We start from the raw sequence: 23,172 nt of genomic DNA on the forward strand, positions 1-23,172 counted from the left end.
ATTACATGTCCATGCCCATGCCGCCCATGCCACCCATGCCGCCCGGCATGCCGCCGGCAGCCGGCTTGTCTTCGGCCAGCTCGGCCACCATGCAGTCGGTGGTGAGCATCAGCGAAGCAACCGAAGCGGCGTTCTGCAGTGCAGTGCGGGTAACCTTGGTCGGGTCCAGCACGCCCATTTCGACCATGTCGCCGTACTCGCCCGAGGCGGCGTTGTAGCCGAAATTGCCCTTGCCTTCCTTCACCTTGGCCACGACCACGCTCGGCTCGTCGCCCGCGTTGGCGACGATCTGGCGCAGCGGCTCTTCGGCAGCGCGCATGATCAGCTTGATGCCCGCGTCTTGGTCGGCGTTGTCGCCGCGCAGGTCACCGAGGTTCTGCAGCGCGCGCACCAAGGCGACGCCGCCGCCGGCCACGATGCCTTCTTCAACGGCAGCGCGGGTAGCGTGCAGCGCGTCTTCAACGCGTGCCTTCTTTTCCTTCATTTCGACTTCGGTCGCTGCACCGACCTTGATCAGCGCAACACCGCCGGCCAGCTTGGCCTTGCGTTCCTGCAGCTTTTCACGGTCGTAGTCCGACGTGGCGGCCTCGATCTGGGTGTTGATGTTGGCAACGCGTGCGGTGATCGCGTCTTCGGTGCCGGCGCCGTCGATGATGGTCGTTTCTTCCTTGCCCACTTCGATGCGCTTGGCCTGGCCGAGGTCCTGCAGCGTAGCCTTTTCCAGCGACAGGCCGACTTCCTCGGCGATCACGGTGCCGCCGGTCAGGATGGCGATGTCTTCCAGCATGGCCTTACGACGGTCGCCAAAGCCCGGGGCCTTGACGGCAACGGTCTTCAGGATGCCGCGGATGTTGTTCACCACCAGGGTGGCCAGCGCTTCGCCTTCGATGTCTTCGGCGATGATCAGCAGCGGACGACCGGCCTTGGCAACCTGTTCCAGCACCGGCAGCAGATCACGGATGTTGCTGATCTTCTTGTCGTGCAGCAGCACGAAGGGGCTGTCCAGAACGGCGATCTGGCGATCCGGGTTGTTGATGAAGTAGGGCGACAGGTAGCCGCGGTCGAACTGCATGCCTTCGACCACTTCCAGCTCGTCATTCAGCGACTTGCCGTCTTCGACGGTGATGACGCCTTCCTTGCCGACCTTGTCCATCGCTTCGGCGATGCGGGCACCGACCGAGGTGTCCGAATTGGCGGAAATCGAGCCGACCTGGGCGATTTCCTTGCTGGTCGAGCAGGGCTTCGAAATCTTCTTCAGCTCGCCGATGATGCCGGTCACGGCCTTGTCGATGCCGCGCTTCAGATCCATCGGGTTCATGCCGGCAGCCACGTACTTCATGCCTTCGCGCACGATGGCCTGGGCCAGCACGGTGGCGGTGGTGGTGCCGTCACCGGCGACGTCCGAGGTCTTGGAAGCGACTTCCTTGACCATCTGGGCGCCCATGTTCTCGAACTTGTCCTTCAGTTCGATTTCCTTGGCGACCGACACGCCATCCTTGGTCACGGTCGGGGCGCCGAAGGAGCGCTCCAGCACCACGTTGCGGCCCTTCGGGCCCAGGGTCACCTTGACTGCATTGGCCAGCACATTGACGCCGGCAACCATGCGTTCACGGGCGGAATCACCAAAACGTACCTCTTTTGCGGGCATATCTAACTCCTTGAGTATTCAGAAATTCAGAGCAAAGGAGGCGATCAGGCCTCGACCACGCCCATGATGTCTTCTTCACGCATGACGAGGAATTCCTCGCCATCGACCTTGACCGACTGACCGGAATACTTGCCGAACAGCACGCGGTCGCCAGCCTTGACGGCCATCGGGCGAACCTTGCCGTCGTCGAGGATCTTGCCGGCGCCGACGGCGATGACCTCGCCCTGATCCGGCTTTTCAGCGGCTGCGTCGGGAATCACGATGCCCGAAGCGGTCTTGCGCTCTTCTTCCAGACGCTTGACCAGCACGCGGTCGTGCAACGGACGGATTTTCATGCAATGACTCCTTGAGATTGAAGGCGCGAACCCAGTCGCGACGTTTGACGATATTCGGGGCGATGCGACACAGCGCATCGCTGTGTTAGCACTCACTGCCAACGAGTGCTAATAGTAGTGGCGGGATGTTTCGATTTCAAGAGCGCGCGAACAATGACCGGCCGGATCAGCCGTCGGCCGTCTGCACCTGTTCGCTGACCAGGCGGTTGCGGCCGGCGCGCTTCGCCTCGTAAAGCATGGCGTCGGCGAGACGGACGGCAGCGTCCTCGTCCTCGTGATCGGGCTGTGCCATCGCAAGGCCTATGCTCATCGTGACGACGCCGACCGCAGCAGTGGGGGACGCTTCAACTGCTCGCCGGATCTTCTCGCCGACGCGACATGCGTCGTCCAGGGACGTGGCGGGCAGCAGCAGCAGAAACTCCTCGCCGCCGAAACGGGCGACGAAATCGCTCTCGCGCAGCGCCGCCTTGAGCACCGCAGCGACGTGGCGCAGCACCGCGTCGCCTGCCGGATGGCCATGACCATCGTTGATGCGCTTGAAGTGATCGATATCCGCCACCAGCACCGCATAGCTCTTGCGCGACCGCCGCATGCGGACGAATTCGTCGCGCAGGCGTTCGTTCGCCGCCAGCCGGTTGGGCAGACCGGTGAGCGCATCGCGCCGCGCCTGATCGCGCAGTTCGTCGTTCAGGCGCGCCAGTTCGGCAGTGCGCTCAATCACCTTGTGTTCGAGGTCGCGGTTGCTCGCCTCCAGCGCCTCGCGCCGCTGTATCAGGGTTGCCGCCATGCCGCGCAACGCGTTGACCAGATGGCGCAGTTCGACCGATCCGGCGCCCACTTCGAGCGTGACACCCTCGTCGCCCCTCTCGATCCGGCGCGCCAGCGTCGCCAGCCGCTCCAGCGGCTGGCTCAGTCGCGACGCCACCACCCACGACAGCAACAGCAGGATGGCCACCGCGAGCAGCGCAAACCCCAGCACCACCTTGCGCAGCGCCACCACGTCTTCCATCACGCGGTCGAGCGGTTGGCGGATGACGACCTGCCAGCCCAGCGGACTGGTCTGGATGATCTCGCGCACTGGCGCCATCGAGGTTACGTAGGCGGTGGTGCCCGACCAGTTGTCGATGAAGAAGCCCGCCTGCGTCGGGCGACCGCTCGGGTGCGGCACGACGAGTTGACTGTCCTCCGGATAGATCACGTCGCCCTGCCCGTTGACGATGAGAATGTCCATGCCCACGCGCTCGGCGTTGCTCGGCCGCAGCACCCGCAGTACGGAGCCTGCCCAGTCCCAATGCACATGGGCGGCCAGTACGCCGCGCACCTGACCATCCTCACCGGACACCGGCACCGCGATGTCGATGAAGCGCATCGGGCCGGCTCCCTTCTTCGGCAGCAACTTGGCCAGCAACAGGGCCTCGTGCAGATCGCCGACGAAAACCCCGTCGAGCCCGCCGGCAAACCACGGTCTCTGCGCCACGTTCTGCCCGAGCAGCAGATCGTGCGTGGCCGCCTGCACCACGCCGTCGAGATCGGCAACGCCGATCCACGAATACTGCGGATAGGAGTTCTGCAGCCGCTCCAGGCTGCCGCGGAAGGCGCTGTCATCCAGCGGTTCGCGACGGAACAGTCGGGTGTCGGACAGCAGTTCGACCTCGCGACGGCGCTCGTTCAGGCTTTCGGCCAGCACCGCGGACATTGCGGTCGCCAGTTCGTGTATCGCGTGGCCGCGCTCGTTCAGCAACTGCTCCGCATAGACGTGATTGATGTACAGATAGGCCGGTAAACCCACGATCAGCGCCAGGCCGCCACACAGCAGCGCAAGGCGGTTACGGAAACTGCCGGGCATCAACGTCATCGGACTCGCTGTCTCGTACGTGCGGGAACCGGAACGATACGCCAAGCGGCACACTTGCCCAAATGCGCGCGGCGACGGCCGACTCGCAATACACTCCGGGCACACGTGAACATCGCACCGGACCAGGACCCCGACGGAGCCCTCCCCATGACCACCCATCTCGAATCGCTGAAGCAGCATTCCATCGTCGTCGCCGACACCGGCGACGTCGAATCCATCGCCCGCCTGAAGCCGCAGGACGCCACCACCAACCCTTCGCTGTTGCTGAAGTCCGCGCAGGACGCGCGCTACCGGCCGCTGCTCGATGCGGCGCTGGCACAGGCGAGGGCGGCCGGTGAAGACCTGCACGGCGCGATCGACCGGCTGTTCGTCGCCTTCGGCTGCGAAATCCTGAAGCACGTGCCCGGCCGGGTGTCAACCGAAGTCGATCCGCGCCTCAGCTTCGATACGGAAGCCAGCATCGCCAAGGCGCGCCACCTGATCGCGCTGTACGAGGCGGCCGGCATTTCGCGCAGCCGCGTGCTGATCAAGCTCGCCAGCACCTGGGAAGGCATACGCGCAGCGGAAAAGCTGGAACGCGACGGCATCCACTGCAACCTCACGCTGCTGTTCGGCATGGCCCAAGCCATCGCCTGCGCCGACGCCGGCGTCACGCTGATCTCACCCTTCGTCGGCCGCATCTACGACTGGTACTGCGCGCAGCAGAAGGTGGCCGACATTCCGCTGGAGCAGGATCCGGGCGTCGCTTCGGTCACCCGCATCTACCACTACTACAAACAGCACGGCTACCACACCGAGGTGATGGGCGCGAGTTTCCGCAAGGTGGGTCAGGTCGAGGCGCTGGCCGGCTGCGACCTGCTCACCATCGCCCCCGACCTGCTGGACCAGATGGCCGCCCTGCCGGGCGAACTGGAGCGCCGACTCGACCCGACGCGCACGACACCGGCCGAACGCGTCGTACTCGACGAGAAGGCCTACCGCTGGCTGCACAACGGGGACGCGATGGCGGTCGAGAAGCTGTCGGACGGCATCCGCCGCTTCGACGTCGATGCGCGCAAGCTCGACGCCTTCGTTGCCGGCCTGATGCAATGAGCGAGCAGCCGCCGGCCGACGAGCCGGACACGCCTTGCGTCGCCATCTGCAGCACGCTGTTCGACGAGGTGTGCCGCGGCTGCGGCCGCACCGTCATGGAAGTGGCGAACTGGGTGTTCATGACGGCGGACGAGAAACGCGCGGTGTGGACGCGGATACGCGCCGAGGGCTATCCCCGGCGCGACATCCAGGGCCTGACTGACCGGCCGGAGCGCCGATAGCAGCCGCTCAGGTGTGCACGTTCAGAAAGGCCTCGTTCAGCTTGCGGTCGTGATAGAAGATGGCGCGTCCGAGGTCTTCCACCTTCCAGGTAATGACCGGCTTGTCCGGGTAATGGATGTAGCCGCCAGCGAACACCTCGTTGCGGTTGCCCGACGGATCGAAGAAGTAGATCGTCGCTCCACGCGTGATGCCGTGCCGCGTCGGCCCGATGTCCAGCGACACGTCCTTGCGCGAAATGATGTCCGCCGCACGCAGCACGTCATTCCACGTATCGAGGGTGAAGGAGCAGTGGTGGAAGCGTCCCTTCTCCGGGTTGCGGATGAAGGCGATGTCGTGTGGCTTGGTCGAGCAGGTCAGGAAGGCACCGACCAGTACGTCGCCGGCCATCACCTGTTCCGCCATCTTGAAGCCCAGTACCTCGATGAACAGCTTGACGGTGCCATCGACGTCGTCGCCGTACAGCAGGCAATGATCGAAGCGGGTCGGCTGCATGCCGATCAGGCCATCGGGCCACGGGTGCGGGTTCACATCCGGCAGCCCGTTGCCCACCTTGTCCTTGGCTGAGAACAGCTCGATCGCGTGGCCGGTCGGCACCGTGAAGCGGAAGCGGCGGCCGGTGTGCAGATGTTCGCCGGCCGCGATCCACTGCAGTTCGGTGGCGAGGCGGCTGCCCTCGATTTCGGCGGCCAGCCTGTCCAGCGTCGCCTCGCTGTTGACACGAAAGCCCATATAGTCCATGCCCGGCGCATCGGCCTCGCGCAGCACCACGCTATGGTGGTCGTGTTCGTCCCAGGCCTTGAAATAGACGCGGCCCTGGGCGTCGCGCCCGGTTTCGATCAGGCCCAGCACTTCTCCGTAATGTCTTACCGCCGCATCCAGGTCGGTCACGCGTAGCGCGACATGACCCGGGCGCAGCACGCCGGTCATCGGCATATCTCCATCCTCCATCCGTTTGTCGTGGCCCGGCTCGTGACCGGGCTCCCGTCCAGTGCAATCGCCGTACCAGTCGGCCGATCAATCGCAAGCCACTGTTCCTTCGAAGATTCATAAAAAATCTCGACATTTTTCAGCCGTGCTTTCATGATTTGGCGAAACCGGACGGGCGGCCGATGCCGCATTTCCGGCAGCTGCCTTACCGAACGGATTCCGTCATGCCCCGCACACCGCACGGCCCGCTGACCGCCATCACCGACGCCATCGACGACCGCACGCTGGCAAAGAACGTCCATTTCGCGCCGGACAGTGGCCACATCCTGCTGTTCGGCCAGCGCATGCTGCTGATGCACGGTGCGTCATTGGCCACGCTGCGCCACGAACTGGTCGAGCGGCTCGGACTGGACCGCACCCGCGAGCTGTTCACCCGCATCGGTTACCAGCAGGGCGTGGACGACGCGCGCTGCCTGCGCGAAGCCGAGGGCGGCGACCTGACGCGCACGCTGGCGCTCGGTCCGCGGCTGCGCGAGATCGAAGGTTTTGTGCGCAATCAGGCGGTGGATCGCATGCAGTTCAACACCGACAGCGGCGAGTTCTGGGGCGATTACTACTGGCAGTCCTCGTGGGAAGCGGAGGCGCATCTGCAGCACTTCGGCGTCAGTGGTTCGCCCGCCTGCTGGATGATGACCGGCTATGCCAGCGGCTTCACGACGACAATGATGGGGCGCCCCATCCTGTGGCGCGAGCTGGAATGCGTGGCCATGGGCCACGCGCGTTGCCGCGTGATCGGCCGGCCGCTGGAGGAGTGCGAGGACAGCGCCGACGACCTGAGCTTCCTGCGCATCGAGGACTTCGTGTCGGCGCCGCGTGGCCGACGGGCACCGGGCGAGACCGTCGCCGCGGCGGGCCTGCCCGATCTGGTCGGTGCCTCGGCCGGCTTCAACGCCGTCGCTCACCTGATACGCCGCGTCGCGCCGACTGACGCCACCGTGCTGCTGCTGGGCGAAAGCGGCGTCGGCAAGGAACGCTTCTCGAAAACCCTGCACGCCATCGGCCCGCGCGCGAAAGAGCCTTTCATCGGCGTGAACTGCGCCGCCATTCCGGCCGAGCTGGTGGAGGCCGAACTGTTCGGCGTCGAACGCGGCGCCTTCACCGGCGCGCATGCGTCGCGGCCGGGCAAGTTCGAGCGCGCACACGGCGGCACCCTCTTCCTCGACGAAATCAGCAGCCTGCCGATGCCGGCCCAGGGCAAGCTGCTGCGCGCGCTGCAGGAAGGCGAGGTCGAGCGGGTCGGCGACACCCGCGTGCGGCCAGTCGATGTGCGCATCGTCGCCGCTGCCAACCGCGACCTGCGCGCCGAAGTGGCGGCCGGGCGCTTCCGCGAAGACCTGTTCTTCCGCCTCAACGTGTTCCCGATCGAGATTCCGCCGCTGCGCGAGCGGCGCGAGGACATTCCGCTGATGCTCAACGTGTTCGTCGAGCGCTACGCGAAACGCTTCGGCAAGCGCATCGCCGGCCTCACGCAGCGCGCCGCGGAAGCGCTGTGGGCCTACGACTGGCCAGGCAATGTGCGCGAACTGGAGAACATCGTCGAGCGCGCAGTCATCCTCGCAGACGACGGCGGCAATCTGGACGTGCAGCATCTCTTTTCGGGTGGCGAGCGACTGACCCAGCCGATGTTCAACCTGTCGGCCGGCGGCCGGCTCACGCGCACCGCCGAGACCACGACGCCACCATCCGACGCGCCGTCAGACGGTGTGGATGCGCACATCGCGTCACTGGTCAACGCCGGCCTGCGCTTCGACGAACTGGAACAGCGCCTGCTCGACCACGCGATGACGCGCACCGGCGGCAACCTGTCAGCCGCCGCCCGCCTGCTCGGCTTGAGGCGGGGGCAGTTCGAGTACCGGGCGAAGAAGCGGGAGACAGGGCCCGCCTGATGCCACGCCGACGTTCGAGCGGTCCGCTCGTATGGAAGCGGCCTTGGCCGCGACACGGCGGTTGCAGGCCGCAGGCTTCGATGCAGGCTGCTGTCGGGGTCAGAAGACCCCTCCCACAGAACCCCGGCTCCGACCACGGATCAGGCGTGCACCCGAGGGGAGCGGCCTCGGCCGCGACAGGGCTGTCGCGAACCGTGCCTTCGTTTCAAGGGCTGCCGTCGCCAGCAAGCATGCCGCCGTCGGACAGTGGCGGGGCGCCAACCCCCTCCACCCGATACCCCGCCGCCTGCCAGCCCTCGATGCCGCCGCGCAGCGGACGGGCGTGGCGCAGACCCGCCGCGTGCAGCTTCAACGCGGCGCGCACCGCCGACACGTCGTTCGGGCAGGCGCAATAGGTCACCAGCACGCCGTCCTTCGGCAGGCGGTGAGCGTGCGCGTCGATCTGTTCCAGCGTGATGCTCAGCGCGCCGGGAATGCGCACCGGCTCGGCATCGACGATGAGGCCCGAGCGCACATCGACCACCGTGACCGGGTCGCCACGGTCCAGCATGGCCAGCAACTCGTCGGGCGCCAGCCGCTCCGACTGCAGCTGGCGCAGCGCACGACGACGCTCCAGCCAGCGCCAGCCGATATAGAGCGCCAGCAGCACGCCGACCAGCGCCGCCGCATAGACACCCAGTTCGGCCAGCGCGTCGAGCACCGCCTCGATCTGCGTCGCGAACAGCAGGCCGATCGTCAGCGCGGCGCCGGCCCATAGCACCGCACCCAGCGTGTTGAACAGCATGAAGGCGGACGGCCGCATCCCCAGCGCGCCAGCCAGCGGCGGCGCAATCGTTGACAGCCCGGGCACGAACTTGGCGATCACCAGCGTGGCGATGCCGTAGCGGGTGAAGGTGGATTCGCTCTGCCGCACGCAGGTATCGGGCGACAACGAAATGCGACACAGCAAGCGCAGCACGCGGTGACCCTGCAGCCGGCCGGCAAGGTACCAGGCGACATCGCCGAGCGAAGACGCGGCCACCGCCACCAGCAATGCAAACACGCCGTACAGGGGCTCGTCGGCCACCCGCGCGCCGGCCAGCATCACCAGCGGCATCGCCGGTATCGGCAGGCCCAGCTGTTCCGCCAGCACCACCAGGAAAATCAGCCACAGCCCATACTGGGCCAGCAATTCGGTCACGCTCTTCTCCGCAATGAATTTCGGCCGCCACGATGACACGGAATCGTGACGACCGAAAAGCCGTTCCGGTCAGATGAGGGCGATCGCTGGCGATTTCCAGCGCGTGGCCGCGTGGTACCCCGCTTCAGCCGACTGCGCGCAGCGCGCCGTTGCGCTCGGCGTCGATCAGCTTCGTCAGCAACTTGCGCACGCGCACCGCGGCGATGTCATTGCTCATCAGCACCGGGTTCAGAGAGAAGAAATCGGTCGTGCCCATTTCGTCCTGCGTCGCCTGGATGACCGGGCCGTCCTCGTTCTCGAAGGCGGCGTGCATGGCACGTATCTTCATCGCGTTGTATTCGGCGTTCTCCACGTCGTGATTGCGCCGGGTGGCGAAGTAGTAGTGCGTCTTCGTCGCCGACTCGGGCGTGCAGGTATGCAGGTCGTACTGGCCGGTGCAGTGATCGAGATCCAGCGGCCCGTCGCCCTGGATGGCGCCGACCGACAGCTGGATGTTGGCAGGTGGCGTCCAGGTGATGTCGAAGAAATGCCGGGCCGGTGCGGCCGGGTCAGGCAGGAAGTTCGCGAAGATGAGCATGGCCGGCGTCTGCGACCACTGCCAGCGCGCATTCACGCTGTCCGCGCCCTCCTTCACCGCCGGCACCAGCGGTGACAGCTGGCCGCGGGTGCTGATGATTTCGCTGTGCACATGGTCGATGTGACTCAGGTCCATCACGTTGTCGATGATGAGCTCATAGTTCACGTCCATGCGCATATAGGTATGCGCCAGCGCGTTTGGATGCCCCTCGTCCAGCGGTCCGAAGTCCGGCAGCCGGGTCGGGTCGGCCAGCGCCGCGTCGCCCATCCAGATCCACACGAAGCCGTACTTCTCCAGCAGCGGAAAGCTGCGCACCTTCGCCGCCTTCGGGATCAGGCCGTTGCCGTGCGGGTTGTGCGTGCAGGCGCCGCTGCAGTCGAAGCGCAGCGCATGGTAGGCGCACACCACGTCGTCGCCGATGCGCTTACCCAGGTGCAGCGGCGCGAAGCGGTGCGGACAGCGGTCGTGCAGCGCGACCGGCGCGCCATCGGCCTTGCGGTACATGAGCACCGAGGTGTCGAGTATCCGGCGGTGGAACAGGCCCTCCGCCGGCACCTCGCTCGACAGCGCGGCGACGTACCAGCAGTCCTTGAGGAACTCGACCTTCTTCTCCAGTGCCTTCGTTTCCATCTTGTTGTCTCCTCCGTCTTGTCGTGATGCGCCCGGTGGACACCGGGCGCCTGGATGCGCCTGCGGCCGCCGATCAGAGATCGAGCACCAGCACGGCGGATTTCGAGCGCGAACAGCAGGGCGTGAAGCAGTCGTTCGCCGCCCGCTCGGCGTCGCTGAAATACATGTCGCGGTGATCCGGTTGGCCGGCCAGCACCCGCGTCACGCAGGTGCCGCAGATGCCCTGTTCGCAGGACAGCGGCACCTCGACGTCGTGCGCGGCCAGTGCCGCCGCCACCGTCTGCCCGACGGCCACCGGCACGACGCGACCGCTGCGTGCGAGCTGCACGACAAAGGCCTGATCGCCGCTACCCGCGCCGTCGGTCGCGGCGAAGGACTCGGCGTGGATGTTCGCGTCGGCCCAGCCGGCCGCACGGGCGCTGCCGATCACGTGGTCCATGAAGCCCTTCGGCCCGCAGACGTAGAGATGGGTGTCGGTCGAAGGTGCGGCCAGCACGGTAGCGGCGTCCAGCTTCTGCCGCGGGTCGCCGTCGTCGAAATGCAGGCGTACGCGGTCGGCCCAGGGCGCGTCGCGCAGCCGGTCGAGGAAGGCAGCGCGCGCCGGCGTGCGGGCGCAGTAGTGCAAGGTGAAGTCGGAGCGGCCGTGCGCCAGCTGCTGCGCCATCGCCAGCATGGGCGTGATGCCGATGCCACCTGCGAACAGCAGCGAACGGCGCGCCGGCACCAGCGCGAACAGGTTGCGCGGTGCGCCGATGCGGATGCGCATGCCGGCGCGCAGATCGCCGTGCGCGCTGCGCGAGCCGCCGCGGCCGCTCGCCTCGCGCAGCACCCCGAGCTCGTACTGTCGTGACTGCGCCGGATCGCCGAGCAGCGAGTACTGGCGCACCAGGCCGTTCGGCAGTTCGACGTCGATGTGGGCACCGGCCGCGAAGGCCGGCAACGGGGTGCCGGCCGGCGATTCGAGCACGATGTGGACGATGTCGTCGGCGACGCGCGCGTGGCGGGTGACGACGACCGGGATGTCGGGCGCGCTCATGCCTCGGCGCCTTCGGTCTGGGCAGGCGACGGGCGCGCGCCGTTCGGACAATGCTGCATTCTTCCTCCGGATGTTCTTGTGTTGCACGGGTTCAGCGCCGCGCAGACTCCGGATTTGCAACGAGCATGCCAAGGGCGCGCATGTACGCACACCACTGATTCGAAAGGATTTGTTCAGAACGGACGTTGTTCGCCTGAACCGCCCTGCCCCGACTTCCGGATATCGGAAATCCGGAGTTCGTCAAATGCGGAAACGACTTCACGAGCGCGTCGGCGTGCGCAGGCGAAGGCGAAAAAAAGCCCCGGCACGGGGGCCGTGTCGGGGCGTGTCCCGGCGGACCGGGAACGAGGAGTACCGCTCACATCATCTTTGGCCTCACGCGGACACGCGTGAGGGGGCGGGCATCAGTTGCCGCCGCGCATGTTCTGCACCTGGAACAGGTTGGCCGGGCTCAGCTTGGGATCGACCTTGCCCTTGAACTGGCCGGTCGTGCAGTGCTTGGCCTGCACGTCCACCATCGAGAAGGAATCGTCGAGCGCAACACCGGTGCCCTTGTTGATCGGCAGGTGGAAGTCCGGGTGCGCCTTGCCGATGGTCCAGCTCTTCCACAGTTCGCCCTTGCGGTCATACACCAGCGTGCGCGAGGCGCCATAGACCTGGGCGTCGAAATGCATGATGCGCTTGCCGACCGGATGGTTGCTGTTGACCGGCACCGCCTCGACGATGTGTACCTTGCGCAACTGCCAGGTGATGTCGGGGAAGCACTCGCCCTGACCGGTGAAGCTCACGTACTTGTAGCCGTCCTCTTCCTTGAATTCGTCCGACAGCTTCATGTCGTTGTGCTTGTAGTAGGGCATCAGCAGGTTCTTCGTACCGACGAACTTCCACTGCATGTCGGACACGCGGCTTTCATAGCCCTCGAAGTCCTCGATCATCAGGTCGGAGCCGAGGAAGGAATCGGTCACCTGCCCTGCCGCCAGCCGGCGCACGCGGCGCTGGAAGCCGAGGTAGAGGTAGGCATCGTCGAACTTGGTGTCGTCTTCGTACTTCTGGATCAGCAACTGCGTGTTCTTCAGATCCTGCGGCTCCAGCACCTGGGCGTAGATGGCGCGGTAGAGGTTGGCTGCGTTCGGCGTCACTTCGGGTGTCGGCGCGTGGTCGGTACGGTGTTTAAAGTTCAGGAAGAAGAAGTTGAACTTCAGCGTCCGCTCGAGCTGGCCGGTCGTCATGTTGCGGTACTTCCAGTAGAACGGGTGGATGGCGGCGTTGTCGCCCCAGTTCGCGCCGTACTTGAAGTTCCACGCCACCTTCTCGCCGGCGCGCGGGTCGGAAGTGCTCGGCTCTTCCGGGAAGGGACGGCCACCGGCAAAGCCTTCGATTTCGCCCGTCTTGGCGCCCAGCTTGGTCTTGTTCAGGTTCTTGCGGGTGGCCTCGACATAGCCCTTGGGGTTCGGAAAGCTCAGCGTCTCGCCGACCTTGATCTGGTACCAGCCGTTCTTGATCACCATGTACATGCCGGCGTCCAGCGCGTCCTTGAACTGGTTGACGTTGTCCTTGTTGATGGTCATGCCGGCACTGAGGCCGGGGAAGGTCGGAAAGCCCTTCTTGTACGGCTCGAAAGCGCTTTCGACATCGGCTTCGCTGGCGGCGAAGGCCTGGGTGCACAGTCCGGCTGCGAGCAGGCCGGCGGCGAGTAGCTTGTTCATTGCGTGCGTCTCCTGTGAAGCCGGGGCGCGCGCCCCGGCACTGCGGTGGATGGTCAGAACTTGTAGCGGAGGGTTGCGTAGATTTCGTCTTCGGCCCAGGCGGCGCCGATCGGGCCGGCGCGGAAGCGGCCCAGCGGTTCGAGGCCGGCCAGCCCACGCGAGAAGGCCTGGGTCGGATCACCGCCGTAGTTACCCGAGGTGAAGGGCGGCCAAGGGTTGCAGGCGCGGCAGTCGTCGTACTTGTAGCGATCGTTGTCGCTGCCGAGCTTCACGTTGGCGCCGATGGCGAACTTCAGGTTGTCGCTGAGCAGCCATTCGACCTGCGGCGCGGCCACCGTGGCCTGCGCGCGGAAGTCGTGCGCGAAGATGATCTGCGGGCTCAGGCGGTCGTTCTTCAGGAAGGCCTTGATCAGCAGTGTGCCGATCACGTTGTCCTCCCAGTCCGGTATGCCGATGCGGCCGCCCATCGGACCGCGTTCGTCATCGTGGTTGAAGATGTGCTGGTAGAACAGCTGACCGGAAATGAGCGTGGTGCGGCGCGGGTTGATGAAGGGGATGAAGGTCGGCCGGTTGACACCGATGACGGCACGGAACACATTGTTCTTCGAGTACAGCTCCGGCTTGGAGGTGTTGGCGAACTCCTCACCGTCGGTCAGTGCTGCCTCGACGCGTACCGCCGCGTTGGCCGCTTCCCACTCGAAGTCCATCGAACCGCCGATCAGGTTCACGCGCGGGAAGTGCATGTCGAACGAGATCAGGTAGGGCCAGGAATCACGGAACTCGCCGGTGAAACCGTTGGTGCCACGACGCGCACCGCGCAGGCTGGGCAGCTGCGAGCGGTAGGTCAGCGCATTCAACGAGAAGGACAGGCCACCCTGCGTCACGCCTTCGTACTTCACACCCAGTTGCGTGTTCTTCAACTTCCAGCCCGGCAGATGCACGTCGGCCAGACCGATCTGGCCCGGGCCGAAGTCGGTCGCCAGATAGGAACCGGGCACGCCGGGCAGGTTGGCGAAATTGGCCACCGTGCCACCGTTGTCCCACAGGTTCTTCATGCCACGGAAGAAGCAGCCGGCGTCGAGGATGACATTGGCGGTGCCGCACTGGCCGAGGTTGTTGGCACGGAACTGGTCGAAGTTCCACACCACCTGCAGATTGCGCTCCTGCATGGTTTCGCTGCCGCCCATGCGGTACTCGGCCTGCACCATCCACATCGGGATGCGGATGTCTTCCAGCTCGTCGTAGATGTTGTTGCGCGAGTAGTCGACCGGGTTGATCACGTCGAGCACGCGGAACAGATCGGTGCGGCCCCACACTACCTGCTGCTTGCCTATCTTCAGGAAGATGGCGCGCTGCTCGTCGAGCGCGAAGGTCTTCTTCACATAGGCTTCGCGGATGAAATCCAGCCGCGAGTTGAACTCGGGCGATTCCAGTTCCGAACGCTTCTTGTCGCCGTATCCGCCGAAGTCGGTACAGCCGCGGCTGTCGTAGTCGCACGGACGCACCGGCACGCCGAAGGCAACGCCGCCCTCGACGTCGTGCCAGCGGTCGCCGAGCACACGCAGACCGTCGTTCGGGTTGCGGTTCAGATCGAAGCCGAGGAAGGGCGTGTCGATCAATCCGTTGTCGCCAACTACGCCCTGACCGTGCGGCGTCGAGCGCGTGCCGCCGAAGGCACCGGCCGGATCGGTGGTGTCCAGATTGATGGCCCCGCCGGCCTCCTTGCCGTACTGGTCGTCGTTGATGCGATAGACGCCGTCGAAGGTGCCGCGCAGCACGCCGTGGAACTCCCAGCCATTGCCGAGCGCCTTGTCGGCCTCGACCTGCAGCGTGTTGCGGAACTTGGACAGACCCACCGTGCGGTCGGTGTTGTCCTTGCCGCGGAAGCGGGTGTCGTTCTCGTAATAGACGTTGACCTTCCACTTGTCCTGGCTGCTGCCCAGGTCGGGCAGGTTGTCCTGCGCGATCGCGTTCAGTGCGGCGAGTGCGCACAGTACCCCTCCCAGCCCGACACGGGCCGCGAGGTGGCTCCTCTTCTTGTATGTGTCCACCTTGTCCTCCTCCTGTTTGTCCTGCTATCGCACTGCTGACTCTCTCTGTCTTGACCGGGCGGACGGACACCCGCCCGGCGGGTTGAAGCTTTCGGTCAGGCCGCCGCGCGGGCGACCTCGCGCGGGGCGTCGTCCTCTTCCAGCACGCCGTCTTCGGCGTAGTGGGTGGCCACCACGAAGTGCGGGCGGAACACCACGCACCAGGCCGGCACGATGAGCATCGCGGCCAGCGCATTGACGACCAGCATGAAAGACAGCAGGACCGCGGCATCCGACTGGAAGCGCAGGTCGGACATGAAGATCCACATGACGACGCCGGCGATCAGCGTCGCGGCGGTGAAGGACACGGCGTAGCCGGTGGTGGCGACCGCATTGACGACGGCGCGGTGGATGTTGCGGGTGACCGCCATTTCCTCGCGGATGCGGTCCATGAAGTACACCGCGTAGTCGATGCCGACGCCAACGCCGACCGCGATCACCGGCACCGTGTTCACGCTGATGCCGATGTTGGCCCAGCCCATGTAGGCGTAGGTCATGACGGTGGCGAACAGCATGGGCAGCACCATCAGCCAGCCGGCGTGCAGCGACTGGTAATAGGCCATCACCAGGAAGAAGGCCAGCAGCATGACCGCCGGAATGATGATCATGTGATCGGTGTGCAGCGCCTGGTTGGCCGCCGCGGTGACGCCGATGATGCCGCCGCCCAGTTCTATCTTCAGGCCCGGCACCTCGGCCTCGATGCGCGCCTTGCCCTCCTCCGCAAGCGCGACCACCCGGTTGATCGTTTCCGCCTGGTGGTCCTTGTAGAAGAACACCATGTTGGCTTCGTTCTCGTCCGGGCTGATGTACTCCTTCAGCGCACCCGGAATCGGGCTGGACGCCATGTAGGCGAACATCAGGCCGCCCACCTCGTCGGCGTTATCCGGGATCTGCGCCCAGCGCGGATCGTCGTTGTGGGTGAGCTGGTTCACCACGCGCACCACGCCCGGCAGCGCACGTGCGCCGCCCAGCGTCGGATCGGACAGCATGTGCGCCTGGAAGCGCTCGATCGCGTGCATCACCTCGGGTCGCTTGATGCCACCCTTCTCTTCGGTGCGGGCGACGATGTGCAGCTCTTCCGAGCCCGGGAACAGCGTGTTGATGGCCGCCGTCAACACGTTGTAGTCGTGGTCGCGGTTCAGCAGCGGGCTGCCCGGCTCGGACTCGCCGAGCTGCACCTTGGCCACGTACCAGCTGCCGACCACCACGCAGGCAAGCGAGGCGAACAGGATGGCGCGCGCGCCGCCGTCGGTACCGCCGGTACGCGCCATCGCGTTGCCGAGGAAGTTGCGCACGCCCTCGTTGGCGTTCTCCATCGTCTTCGGCTGCGGCAGCACGGTCAGCGCCAGCGGCACCATGAAGTGCACCGTGAAGATGACCGAGAAGCCCCAGAAGCCGGCGGCCAGGCCGAGCTTGTAGTTGAACGGCGCGGCACCGAGCACCAGCACGGCAATGCCCACCGCATCGACGATGATGGCCAGCGAGCCCGGGCGGAACAGCGCATCGAGCGCGTTGCGCGCCGCCTGCCTGCCGTTCTTCACGATGGCCAGTTCTTCGTAGTAGCGCACCACCAGCTGTACGCCGTGCGAGGTGGCGCGGGCGGCGATCAGGAACGGAATCGGCAGCGACAGCGGTTCGAGGTTGATGCCGGCCAGCGCCATGAAACCGAGGCCCCAGATCGACGACAGCGCGATGCCCAGCAGCGGCAGCGCGATGCCGTACAGGCGGCGGAAGTAGACGATGAGCAGCGTCGCCAGCAGCGCCAGCGTCCACGCGAGGATCTGCACGATCTGGTCGAGGTAGGTATAGACCCAGCCGGTCAGCACCGGATTGCCGGTCACGTGCACCTTGTGGCCTTCGCGCGCCAGCGTGTCGCGCACGGTCTGCAGCGCGGCGAAGGTTTCGACGTAGTCGAGTTCGCTCTCGTTGAGCTGCGCCTTGATCAGCGCCGCCTTGAAGTCTGGCGACACCATCAGGCCATAGAGGTTGGGATTGGCGATCACGTCGCGCTGCATCTGCGCGAGTTCGTCCGCCGAGTAGGTCTTTGCCGGGTCGTAGTAGGGCTGCGACACGAAGCTGCCCTCGGGCGACAGGAACACCTTGCGCGCGGTGCGGTGGGTCAGCGAGGACACCAGGTTATGGTTCACGCTGGGCAGGTTGTCCACGCCCTGCGTCGCCTCATGCACCAGTTTCAGCGTGTCGTTGTTGAAGATCGTGCCCTGCTCGACCTCGATCGCCATCACGATCATGTTGGCGCCGCCGAAGTTCTCCTTGATGCGGTTGTAGGTCTGGATGTAGCTGTGCTCCTGCGGCAGCAGGTCGGAGAAGTCGGAATAGATGCGCAGCTTGGGCAGCGCGGCGGCGAAGGCCAGCGTGACCAGGAAGATCAGGCTGAGCACGATCTTCGGATTGGCGAAGATCCACTCTTCGGCCTTGTGCAGCATGTGGGTGATGGACTTGCGGATCGGGGCGATCATTTCGCTGCTCCGGGTTTGGATGAGCCACCGTCGGCGATGGCACGCAGCAGGCCACCCGGCCCGCCGATCAGAAGGGTGTTGTTCGCGGCAACCGAGGTGCCGGCGGCGAGCGGCACCGGTCGGGCGTCCGGGTAGGCCACGGCCACCCATTCCTCGCCCTGCAGACGCACCACCGCGCCACCGGCACCGACCGCGTGCGGTGCGCCGGCATGCATGAAGATGCGATACAGCGGTGCGCCGGCCCGATTCAGCTGCGGCGTCCAGGTCAGGCCGCCGTCGGTGGTGTGTACGACCTGCCCGGCCAGCCCGCTGACCCAGCCTTCACTGGCCGACACGAACAGCGCCGCGTAGGGATAGAACTCCTCGGGCAGCGCGCCGCGCTTGGCCCAGGTCGCGCCGCCGTCGGTGGTGACCACGACGGTGCCGAATTCGCCGGTGGCAAAGCCGTTCAGCTCATCGACCATCTGCACCGTGGTGATCTGCAGGTCTTCCTGCAGGTCGGTCTTCTGCCAGCTCTTGCCCAGGTCGTCGCTGCGCACGATGAGCGCGCCGCTGCCCGCGACCCACCAGCGGCCCTGACGGTCGCAATGCACGGCCAGCGCGGTGTGCGGTGCCTCCAGTGGCTGGGCGGTCCAGGCGGACAGCTGGGCATCGGCCGTCCACACCTTCCGGTAGAAATCGATGGCAATGAAGCGACCGTCCGGGCACACGTCCATGCCGGTGATCGACGACGGCCCGGCGATGGGCTGTCGATTCCAGCTGCGGCCGCCGTCCGAAGACACCAGCACCGCACCGCTGCGGGTGCCGGCAGCGACCTTGTCGCCGTGCGCGGCCAGCGCCTGGATGGCGTCGTAGCGCTGCACCGGCTTCTGCGCCTCGGCGCGCGCGGCCGACAGGTCGGGCGCCTGGGTGCAGCCGGTTGCGAGCGAGGTGAGCGCGGCACAGACGGCCAGCGCCCTGAATCCGTGATGGTTCATGTATTTCTCCTCCTTGCCCGGCTCTGCGGCCGGGTCGTCGATGGGCTACGTCGTGGGGCGGTGCGCGGCTAGCGCCCGAGGTCCTTGGCGCTGACGCCGCCGATGCCCCAATGCGAACTGGGTACCTCGACGATCATCACGCGCACCGCTTCACGCGGTGCGCCGACCGCCTCGACCAGCGCCTGCGTCACCTTCTCGATGACGGCGCGCTTCTGGTCCTCGGTCCGGCCTTCGATCAGGTTGATCTGTGCGAATGGCATGTGTCGTTTCTCCTGGAAGGCGAAGGGCGGTCAGACGAAGCGGACGCTGGTCGAACCGAGCGACTGGATGCGCAGACTCACGCTGTCGCCGGCTGCCACCGCGACCGCCTCGGTGATGCCGCCGGACAGGATGAGCGTGCCGGCCGGGATCTCTTCGCCACGGCGGCCCAGCATGTTGGCCAGCATGGCGATGGCCGCCGCCGGGTGACCGAGCACCGCGGCACCGGCGCCGAGCGCCACCGGCTGCCCGTTCTTTTCCAGCACCACGCCCAGCGTGCGCAGGTCCAGGCCCTCGACCGGCGTCGCGGTACCGCCGACCACGAAGCGCGACGACGAGCAGTTGTCGGCGACCACGCTCTTCAGGTCGAACTTGAAATCGCGGTAGCGCGAATCGATGATTTCGATCGCCGGAACGACGAAGTCGGTGGCGGCGAGCACGGCGGCGATGTGGCAGCCCGGGCCCTTCAGCGGTGCCTTGGTGACGAAAGCGATTTCCGGCTCGACCTTGGGGTGGATGAGCTTCGTCGTATCGATGTCGCCGCCGTCGGCGACTGCGAAGTCATCGACCAGGAAGCCGAATACCGGGTCTTCGACGCCCATCTGCTTCATCTTGGCGCGCGAGGTAAGTCCGGCCTTCAGGCCGACGATGCGCGCGCCGCGCGCCAGCTTGCGGGCGCGGATCGCGTCCTGCACCGCGTAGGCGTCCTCCCAGTCCATGTCCGGGTGGTCGTCGGTGATCTTGGTGGTGTCGCGCGCTTCCAGCTCGCAGTTTTCGAGGCGCTCGGCGAGCAGCGCGATGGTGATGCGGTCGAGGTTCATCGCTCAGACCCCCGCCACAGCAGCGGCGCGCTCGCGCGCCATCGTGATCGCAGTGTCCTCGATCATGTCCTCCTGCCCGCCCACCATGCCGCGGCGGCCCAGTTCCATCAGGATGTCGCGCGGCGCGATGCCGTACTTGGCGCCGGCGCGCTTGGCGAACAGCAGGAAGGAGGAATAGACGCCGGCGTAGCCCAGCGTCAGCGAGTCGCGGTCGATGCGCACCAGGTGCTCCATCATCGGCAGCACCAGGTCTTCGGCCACGTCCATGATGCGGTACAGATCGACACCGGTTTCGATGCCCATGCGGTTGGCCACCGCGACGAACACTTCCAGCGGCGTGTTGCCGGCACCGGCGCCCAGACCGTTGGTCGAGCCGTCGATGCGGGTGGCGCCGGCTTCGATTGCAGCCAGCGAGTTCGACACGCCCATCGACATGTTGTGGTGGCCGTGGAAACCGATCTCGGTTTCCGGGCGCAAGGCCTGGCGCACCGCGGTGACGCGCGCCGTCACGTCGTCCGGCAGCATGTAGCCGGCGGAGTCGGTCACATAGACGCAGTTGGCGCCGTAGCTTTCCATCAGCTTCGCCTGCGCGACGAGTCTGTCCGGCTCGATCATGTGGGCCATCATCAGGAAGCCCACGGTGTCCATCTCCAGCTTGCGCGCCAGACCGACGTGCTGTTCAGACACGTCGGCTTCGGTGCAGTGGGTGGCCACGCGTATCGTGTGCACGCCCAGTTCGTGCGCCATGCGCAGGTGGTTGACGGTGCCGATGCCGGGCAGCAGCAGCGCCGACACCTTGGTGTTCTTCATCGCCGGGATGACGGTGGAGAGGTACTCCTCGTCGCTGTGCAGCGGGAAGCCGTAATTCACCGATGCGCCACCGAGGCCGTCGCCGTGCGTCACCTCGATCAGCGGCATGCCCGCCTCGTCGAGGCCGCGCGCCACCGCCAGCATCTGGTCCAGCGTGATCTGGTGGCGCTTCGGATGCATGCCGTCGCGCAGCGTGTTGTCGTGCAGCGTGACCTTCTTGCCCTTGAGATTCATGGTCGTGTCCTTTGCGCTCAAGCGGGGATGGGCTCGAGCGAAAGCGAGCCGTTGAGGATTTCTTCGGCGAACATCTCGGCCGTGCGCGCGGCGGCGGCGGTCATGATGTCGAGATTGCCGGCGTACTTCGGCAGGTAGTCGCCGAGGCCGGCGACTTCCATGAAGATGGACACGCGGTGGGTGTCCATGTCGATCACCGGGCCATTGACCAGGCGGTAACCCGGCACATAGGCCTGCACCTGGCGGATCATGTCGTGCACCGACTCCTCGATCTCGGCCGCGCGCGGCGCCGATTCGGTGATGCAGTGGATGGTGTCGCGCATGATCAGCGGCGGCTCGGCCGGGTTGATCACGATGATGGCCTTGCCCCTCGCGGCACCGCCGACGCGCTCGATGGCGCCGGACGTGGTGCGGGTGAATTCGTCGATGTTCTTGCGCGTGCCCGGACCGACCGAGCGACTGGACACGGTGGCGACGATCTCTCCGTAGCTCACCTTCTGCACACGCGACACCGCCGCCACCATCGGGATCGTCGCCTGGCCACCGCAGGTGACCATGTTCACGTTCATTTCGCGCTTGCCGACATGTTCCTTCAGGTTCACCGGCGGCACGCAGAAGGGGCCGATGGCGGCCGGCGTCAGATCGATCATCATCACGCCCAGCGCATTGAGCTTGCGCGAGTTCTCGGCATGCACGTAGGCGCTGGTGGCGTCGAAGGCGATCTGTATGCCGTCCGCCTTGACGTGCGGCAGCAGGCCGTCCACGCCATCGCTGGTGGTCTTGATGCCCATGTCACGGGCGCGCGCCAGGCCTTCCGACGCCGGGTCGATGCCGACCATCCAGACCGGTTCCAGCACCGGGCTGCGCTTGAGCTTGTACAGCAGGTCGGTGCCGATATTGCCCGGCCCGATCAATGCACACTTAATCTTGTTCATGCGGGGATGTCCTCGTCTCCGGCGGCGTGCTTGCCGGCCGTCCAGCCGGTGTTCGCGAGCACGCTGCCGGCGGTTTGAAGGGGCTCGGACTCAAGCGTCGTTGCCAGGGAATCGTTCCAGCGATTGAAGAAGCCGAACAGCGCGATCACACCGAGCAGCTCGACGATCTGGCCCTCGTTCCAGTGCGCACGCAGGCGGGCGAACAGTTCGTCCGTCACGTCGTTCGGCTGGCTGGCGGCAGCCAGCGCGAAATCGAGCGCCACGCGTTCGGCATCCGAAAAAAGCGGGCTGGTCCGGTAGTCGGCGATGGCCGCCATCTTTTCTTCGGCCACGCCGTGGCGCAGCGCGCTGGTGGCGGTGTGCGCACGGCAGTACAGGCAGCCGGCCGCCATGCTGGCGACGTGACCGACCAGGCGCTTGAAGCCCAGATCGACCTCGCCCGCCGGGTCATACACCCCACGGCTCAGCGCGATCAGGCCCTTGGCCAGCGCCGGCCGGTAGGCCATCGTGCGCAGACTGTTCGGCACGAAGCCGAGCGTGCGCTCGAAGAAGGCGAAGTCGGCCGCCATGTCCGGCGTGGACTCGATCGAGAGGGGTGCGATGCGTGCCATGGCGTCAGACCTAGACGAAACGCACCGAGCAGCCGCCGAGGCCACCGATGGCGATGCGCAGGCTGTCGCCCGCCTTGACCGGAATAAGGGCAGCGAGCGATCCGGACAGGATCACTTCGCCCGCCTTGAGCGGAATGCCGAGCCGGCCCAGCGTGTTCGCCAGCCACACCACGGCGTTGACCGGATGGCCGAGCGCGGCGGCACCGGCGCCGGTGCCGACGATGTCTCCATTCAGTTCCAGCACCATGCCGCACAGGCCGAGGTCGAGATTGCGCGGCGACACCGCGCGGTCGCCGAGCACGAACACGCCGCACGACGCGTTGTCGGCCACCGTGTCCTGGATGCGGATCTTCCATTCGTGGATGCGCGAATCGACGATTTCGAAGCAGGGCATCACGCACTCGGTGGCACGCAGCACGTCGGCGCCAGTGACGCCGGGGCCCATGATGTCGTGCTTGAGGATGAAGGCGATCTCGCCTTCGGCGCGCGGCTGGATCAGCGAGTTGGCGGCGATCGACTCGCCCTCGTTGTAGATCATGCCGTCGAGCAGGTAGCCGAAGTCCGGCTGGTGCACGTTCAGCATGTTCTGCACCACCTTCGAGGTGACACCGATCTTCTTGCCGACGATGCGCTCGCCAGCGTCCAGCCGGCGCGAAATCATGCGCTGCTGGATGTGGTAGGCGTCCTCGATCGTGATGTCCGGCTCGCGGCTGGTCAGCGGCGCCACGGTTTCGCGGGTGGTGAGCGCGGCGTACAGCTCGTCGCCATAGCGCTGGATCTTGTCGGCTTGCATCATGTCCGTGAC

Annotated in this window: 19 protein-coding genes and 1 pseudogene; 3 read left to right on the top strand and 17 right to left on the bottom strand. The window is 66.1% G+C overall.

Features of this window, described 5'->3' with window-relative positions; genetic code table 11:
• Position 1 precedes the first annotated feature (1 nt).
• From groL to ACQ66H_RS18225, 3 genes are all read right to left on the bottom strand, one after another.
• The gene (groL, locus tag ACQ66H_RS18215; protein WP_430435194.1) at positions 2-1,648 is read right to left on the bottom strand and encodes a chaperonin GroEL; all 1,647 of its coding nucleotides are present in this window, start codon (positions 1,646-1,648) and stop codon (positions 2-4) included.
• Between the two features lie 44 nt (positions 1,649-1,692).
• On the bottom strand, positions 1,693-1,983 hold the full coding sequence (groES, locus tag ACQ66H_RS18220) for a co-chaperone GroES (protein WP_019916702.1): 291 nt from the start codon (positions 1,981-1,983) through the stop codon (positions 1,693-1,695).
• Positions 1,984-2,149: 166 nt separating this feature from the next.
• Entirely contained in the window at positions 2,150-3,838 is a 1,689-nt protein-coding gene (locus tag ACQ66H_RS18225; RefSeq protein ID WP_430435195.1) for a sensor domain-containing diguanylate cyclase, read from the bottom strand.
• 147 nt (positions 3,839-3,985) lie between these two features.
• Here ACQ66H_RS18225 and tal point away from each other — a divergent pair, with 147 nt between their 5' ends.
• Positions 3,986-4,930: a transaldolase gene (gene tal / locus ACQ66H_RS18230; protein WP_430435196.1), complete on the top strand. Its 945-nt coding sequence runs from the start codon at positions 3,986-3,988 to the stop codon at positions 4,928-4,930.
• Complete coding sequence (locus ACQ66H_RS18235; protein WP_430435197.1) at positions 4,927-5,151, top strand: DUF1289 domain-containing protein; 225 nt, start codon at positions 4,927-4,929, stop codon at positions 5,149-5,151. Before tal ends, ACQ66H_RS18235 begins: the two co-directional genes overlap by 4 nt.
• Positions 5,152-5,158: 7 nt before the next feature.
• Here ACQ66H_RS18235 and ACQ66H_RS18240 read toward each other — a convergent pair whose 3' ends face one another.
• Positions 5,159-6,085: a catechol 2,3-dioxygenase gene (locus ACQ66H_RS18240; RefSeq protein ID WP_430435198.1), complete on the bottom strand. Its 927-nt coding sequence runs from the start codon at positions 6,083-6,085 to the stop codon at positions 5,159-5,161.
• Positions 6,086-6,303: 218 nt separating this feature from the next.
• On the opposite strand from ACQ66H_RS18240, the gene ACQ66H_RS18245 reads away from it, so the two are divergent.
• The gene (locus ACQ66H_RS18245) at positions 6,304-8,025 is read left to right on the top strand and encodes a sigma 54-interacting transcriptional regulator (RefSeq protein ID WP_430435199.1); all 1,722 of its coding nucleotides are present in this window, start codon (positions 6,304-6,306) and stop codon (positions 8,023-8,025) included.
• Between the two features lie 205 nt (positions 8,026-8,230).
• Here the strand turns inward: ACQ66H_RS18245 and ACQ66H_RS18250 are convergent, their stop codons facing one another.
• The 13 genes and pseudogenes from ACQ66H_RS18250 to dmpE all read right to left on the bottom strand — a co-directional run bounded on the left by ACQ66H_RS18250 (position 8,231) and on the right by dmpE (position 23,163).
• Positions 8,231-9,205, bottom strand: a complete 975-nt coding sequence (locus ACQ66H_RS18250; RefSeq protein ID WP_430435200.1) for a VTT domain-containing protein — start codon at positions 9,203-9,205, stop codon at positions 8,231-8,233.
• A 124-nt stretch (positions 9,206-9,329) separates the two neighbouring features.
• Positions 9,330-10,412, bottom strand: a complete 1,083-nt coding sequence (locus ACQ66H_RS18255; protein ID WP_430435201.1) for a Rieske 2Fe-2S domain-containing protein — start codon at positions 10,410-10,412, stop codon at positions 9,330-9,332.
• Between the two features lie 73 nt (positions 10,413-10,485).
• On the bottom strand, positions 10,486-11,448 hold the full coding sequence (locus tag ACQ66H_RS18260; protein WP_430435202.1) for a PDR/VanB family oxidoreductase: 963 nt from the start codon (positions 11,446-11,448) through the stop codon (positions 10,486-10,488).
• Between the two features lie 404 nt (positions 11,449-11,852).
• Positions 11,853-13,154, bottom strand: a complete 1,302-nt coding sequence (locus ACQ66H_RS18265) for a DUF1329 domain-containing protein (protein WP_430435203.1) — start codon at positions 13,152-13,154, stop codon at positions 11,853-11,855.
• Between the two features lie 53 nt (positions 13,155-13,207).
• The gene (locus ACQ66H_RS18270; protein WP_430435204.1) at positions 13,208-15,205 is read right to left on the bottom strand and encodes a DUF1302 family protein; all 1,998 of its coding nucleotides are present in this window, start codon (positions 15,203-15,205) and stop codon (positions 13,208-13,210) included.
• A 95-nt stretch (positions 15,206-15,300) separates the two neighbouring features.
• Positions 15,301-17,721 carry an efflux RND transporter permease subunit gene (locus ACQ66H_RS18275; protein WP_430435205.1) on the bottom strand — a complete coding sequence of 807 codons (2,421 nt, stop codon included), beginning with the start codon at positions 17,719-17,721 and terminating at the stop codon, positions 15,301-15,303.
• Positions 17,718-18,698, bottom strand: coding sequence for a WD40/YVTN/BNR-like repeat-containing protein (locus tag ACQ66H_RS18280; protein ID WP_430435206.1), 981 nt, complete (start codon positions 18,696-18,698; stop codon positions 17,718-17,720). The genes ACQ66H_RS18275 and ACQ66H_RS18280 overlap by 4 nt, the downstream gene beginning before the upstream one ends.
• 68 nt (positions 18,699-18,766) lie before the next feature.
• Positions 18,767-18,961 (bottom strand): annotated as a pseudogene (locus ACQ66H_RS18285) (4-oxalocrotonate tautomerase); the annotation flags it as partial.
• Positions 18,962-18,988: 27 nt separating this feature from the next.
• Positions 18,989-19,777 (bottom strand): 2-oxo-3-hexenedioate decarboxylase, encoded by a 789-nt coding sequence (gene dmpH, locus ACQ66H_RS18290; RefSeq protein WP_430435207.1) that lies wholly within the window; start codon positions 19,775-19,777, stop codon positions 18,989-18,991.
• A 3-nt stretch (positions 19,778-19,780) separates the two neighbouring features.
• Positions 19,781-20,821, bottom strand: coding sequence for a 4-hydroxy-2-oxovalerate aldolase (gene dmpG, locus ACQ66H_RS18295; protein WP_430435208.1), 1,041 nt, complete (start codon positions 20,819-20,821; stop codon positions 19,781-19,783).
• A gap of 17 nt (positions 20,822-20,838) precedes the next feature.
• A complete protein-coding gene (locus ACQ66H_RS18300) occupies positions 20,839-21,756 on the bottom strand; it encodes an acetaldehyde dehydrogenase (acetylating) (protein ID WP_430435209.1) in 918 nt (305 codons plus the stop codon).
• Positions 21,753-22,367, bottom strand: coding sequence for a carboxymuconolactone decarboxylase family protein (locus ACQ66H_RS18305; protein ID WP_430435210.1), 615 nt, complete (start codon positions 22,365-22,367; stop codon positions 21,753-21,755). Before ACQ66H_RS18305 ends, ACQ66H_RS18300 begins: the two co-directional genes overlap by 4 nt.
• Before the next feature lie 10 nt (positions 22,368-22,377).
• Positions 22,378-23,163, bottom strand: coding sequence for a 2-oxopent-4-enoate hydratase (dmpE, locus tag ACQ66H_RS18310; protein ID WP_430435211.1), 786 nt, complete (start codon positions 23,161-23,163; stop codon positions 22,378-22,380).
• Positions 23,164-23,172: the final 9 nt, after the last annotated feature.

Source organism: Methyloversatilis sp. (genome assembly GCF_965284615.1).
In the GTDB taxonomy this organism is placed as follows: domain Bacteria; phylum Pseudomonadota; class Gammaproteobacteria; order Burkholderiales; family Rhodocyclaceae; genus Methyloversatilis.

Excerpts from the sequence above, each read along its gene's own strand:
- groL (WP_430435194.1), bottom strand. The coding sequence starts at position 1,648 with ATGCCCGCAAAAGAGGTACGTTTTGGTGATTCCGCCCGTGAACGCATG.
- groES (WP_019916702.1), bottom strand. The coding sequence starts at position 1,983 with ATGAAAATCCGTCCGTTGCACGACCGCGTGCTGGTCAAGCGTCTGGAA.
- ACQ66H_RS18225 (WP_430435195.1), bottom strand. The coding sequence starts at position 3,838 with ATGACGTTGATGCCCGGCAGTTTCCGTAACCGCCTTGCGCTGCTGTGT.
- tal (WP_430435196.1), top strand. The coding sequence starts at position 3,986 with ATGACCACCCATCTCGAATCGCTGAAGCAGCATTCCATCGTCGTCGCC.
- ACQ66H_RS18235 (WP_430435197.1), top strand. The coding sequence starts at position 4,927 with ATGAGCGAGCAGCCGCCGGCCGACGAGCCGGACACGCCTTGCGTCGCC.
- ACQ66H_RS18240 (WP_430435198.1), bottom strand. The coding sequence starts at position 6,085 with ATGCCGATGACCGGCGTGCTGCGCCCGGGTCATGTCGCGCTACGCGTG.
- ACQ66H_RS18245 (WP_430435199.1), top strand. The coding sequence starts at position 6,304 with ATGCCCCGCACACCGCACGGCCCGCTGACCGCCATCACCGACGCCATC.
- ACQ66H_RS18255 (WP_430435201.1), bottom strand. The coding sequence starts at position 10,412 with ATGGAAACGAAGGCACTGGAGAAGAAGGTCGAGTTCCTCAAGGACTGC.
- ACQ66H_RS18260 (WP_430435202.1), bottom strand. The coding sequence starts at position 11,448 with ATGAGCGCGCCCGACATCCCGGTCGTCGTCACCCGCCACGCGCGCGTC.
- ACQ66H_RS18265 (WP_430435203.1), bottom strand. The coding sequence starts at position 13,154 with ATGAACAAGCTACTCGCCGCCGGCCTGCTCGCAGCCGGACTGTGCACC.
- ACQ66H_RS18275 (WP_430435205.1), bottom strand. The coding sequence starts at position 17,721 with ATGATCGCCCCGATCCGCAAGTCCATCACCCACATGCTGCACAAGGCC.
- ACQ66H_RS18280 (WP_430435206.1), bottom strand. The coding sequence starts at position 18,698 with ATGAACCATCACGGATTCAGGGCGCTGGCCGTCTGTGCCGCGCTCACC.
- dmpH (WP_430435207.1), bottom strand. The coding sequence starts at position 19,777 with ATGAACCTCGACCGCATCACCATCGCGCTGCTCGCCGAGCGCCTCGAA.
- dmpG (WP_430435208.1), bottom strand. The coding sequence starts at position 20,821 with ATGAATCTCAAGGGCAAGAAGGTCACGCTGCACGACAACACGCTGCGC.
- ACQ66H_RS18300 (WP_430435209.1), bottom strand. The coding sequence starts at position 21,756 with ATGAACAAGATTAAGTGTGCATTGATCGGGCCGGGCAATATCGGCACC.
- ACQ66H_RS18305 (WP_430435210.1), bottom strand. The coding sequence starts at position 22,367 with ATGGCACGCATCGCACCCCTCTCGATCGAGTCCACGCCGGACATGGCG.
- dmpE (WP_430435211.1), bottom strand. The coding sequence starts at position 23,163 with ATGATGCAAGCCGACAAGATCCAGCGCTATGGCGACGAGCTGTACGCC.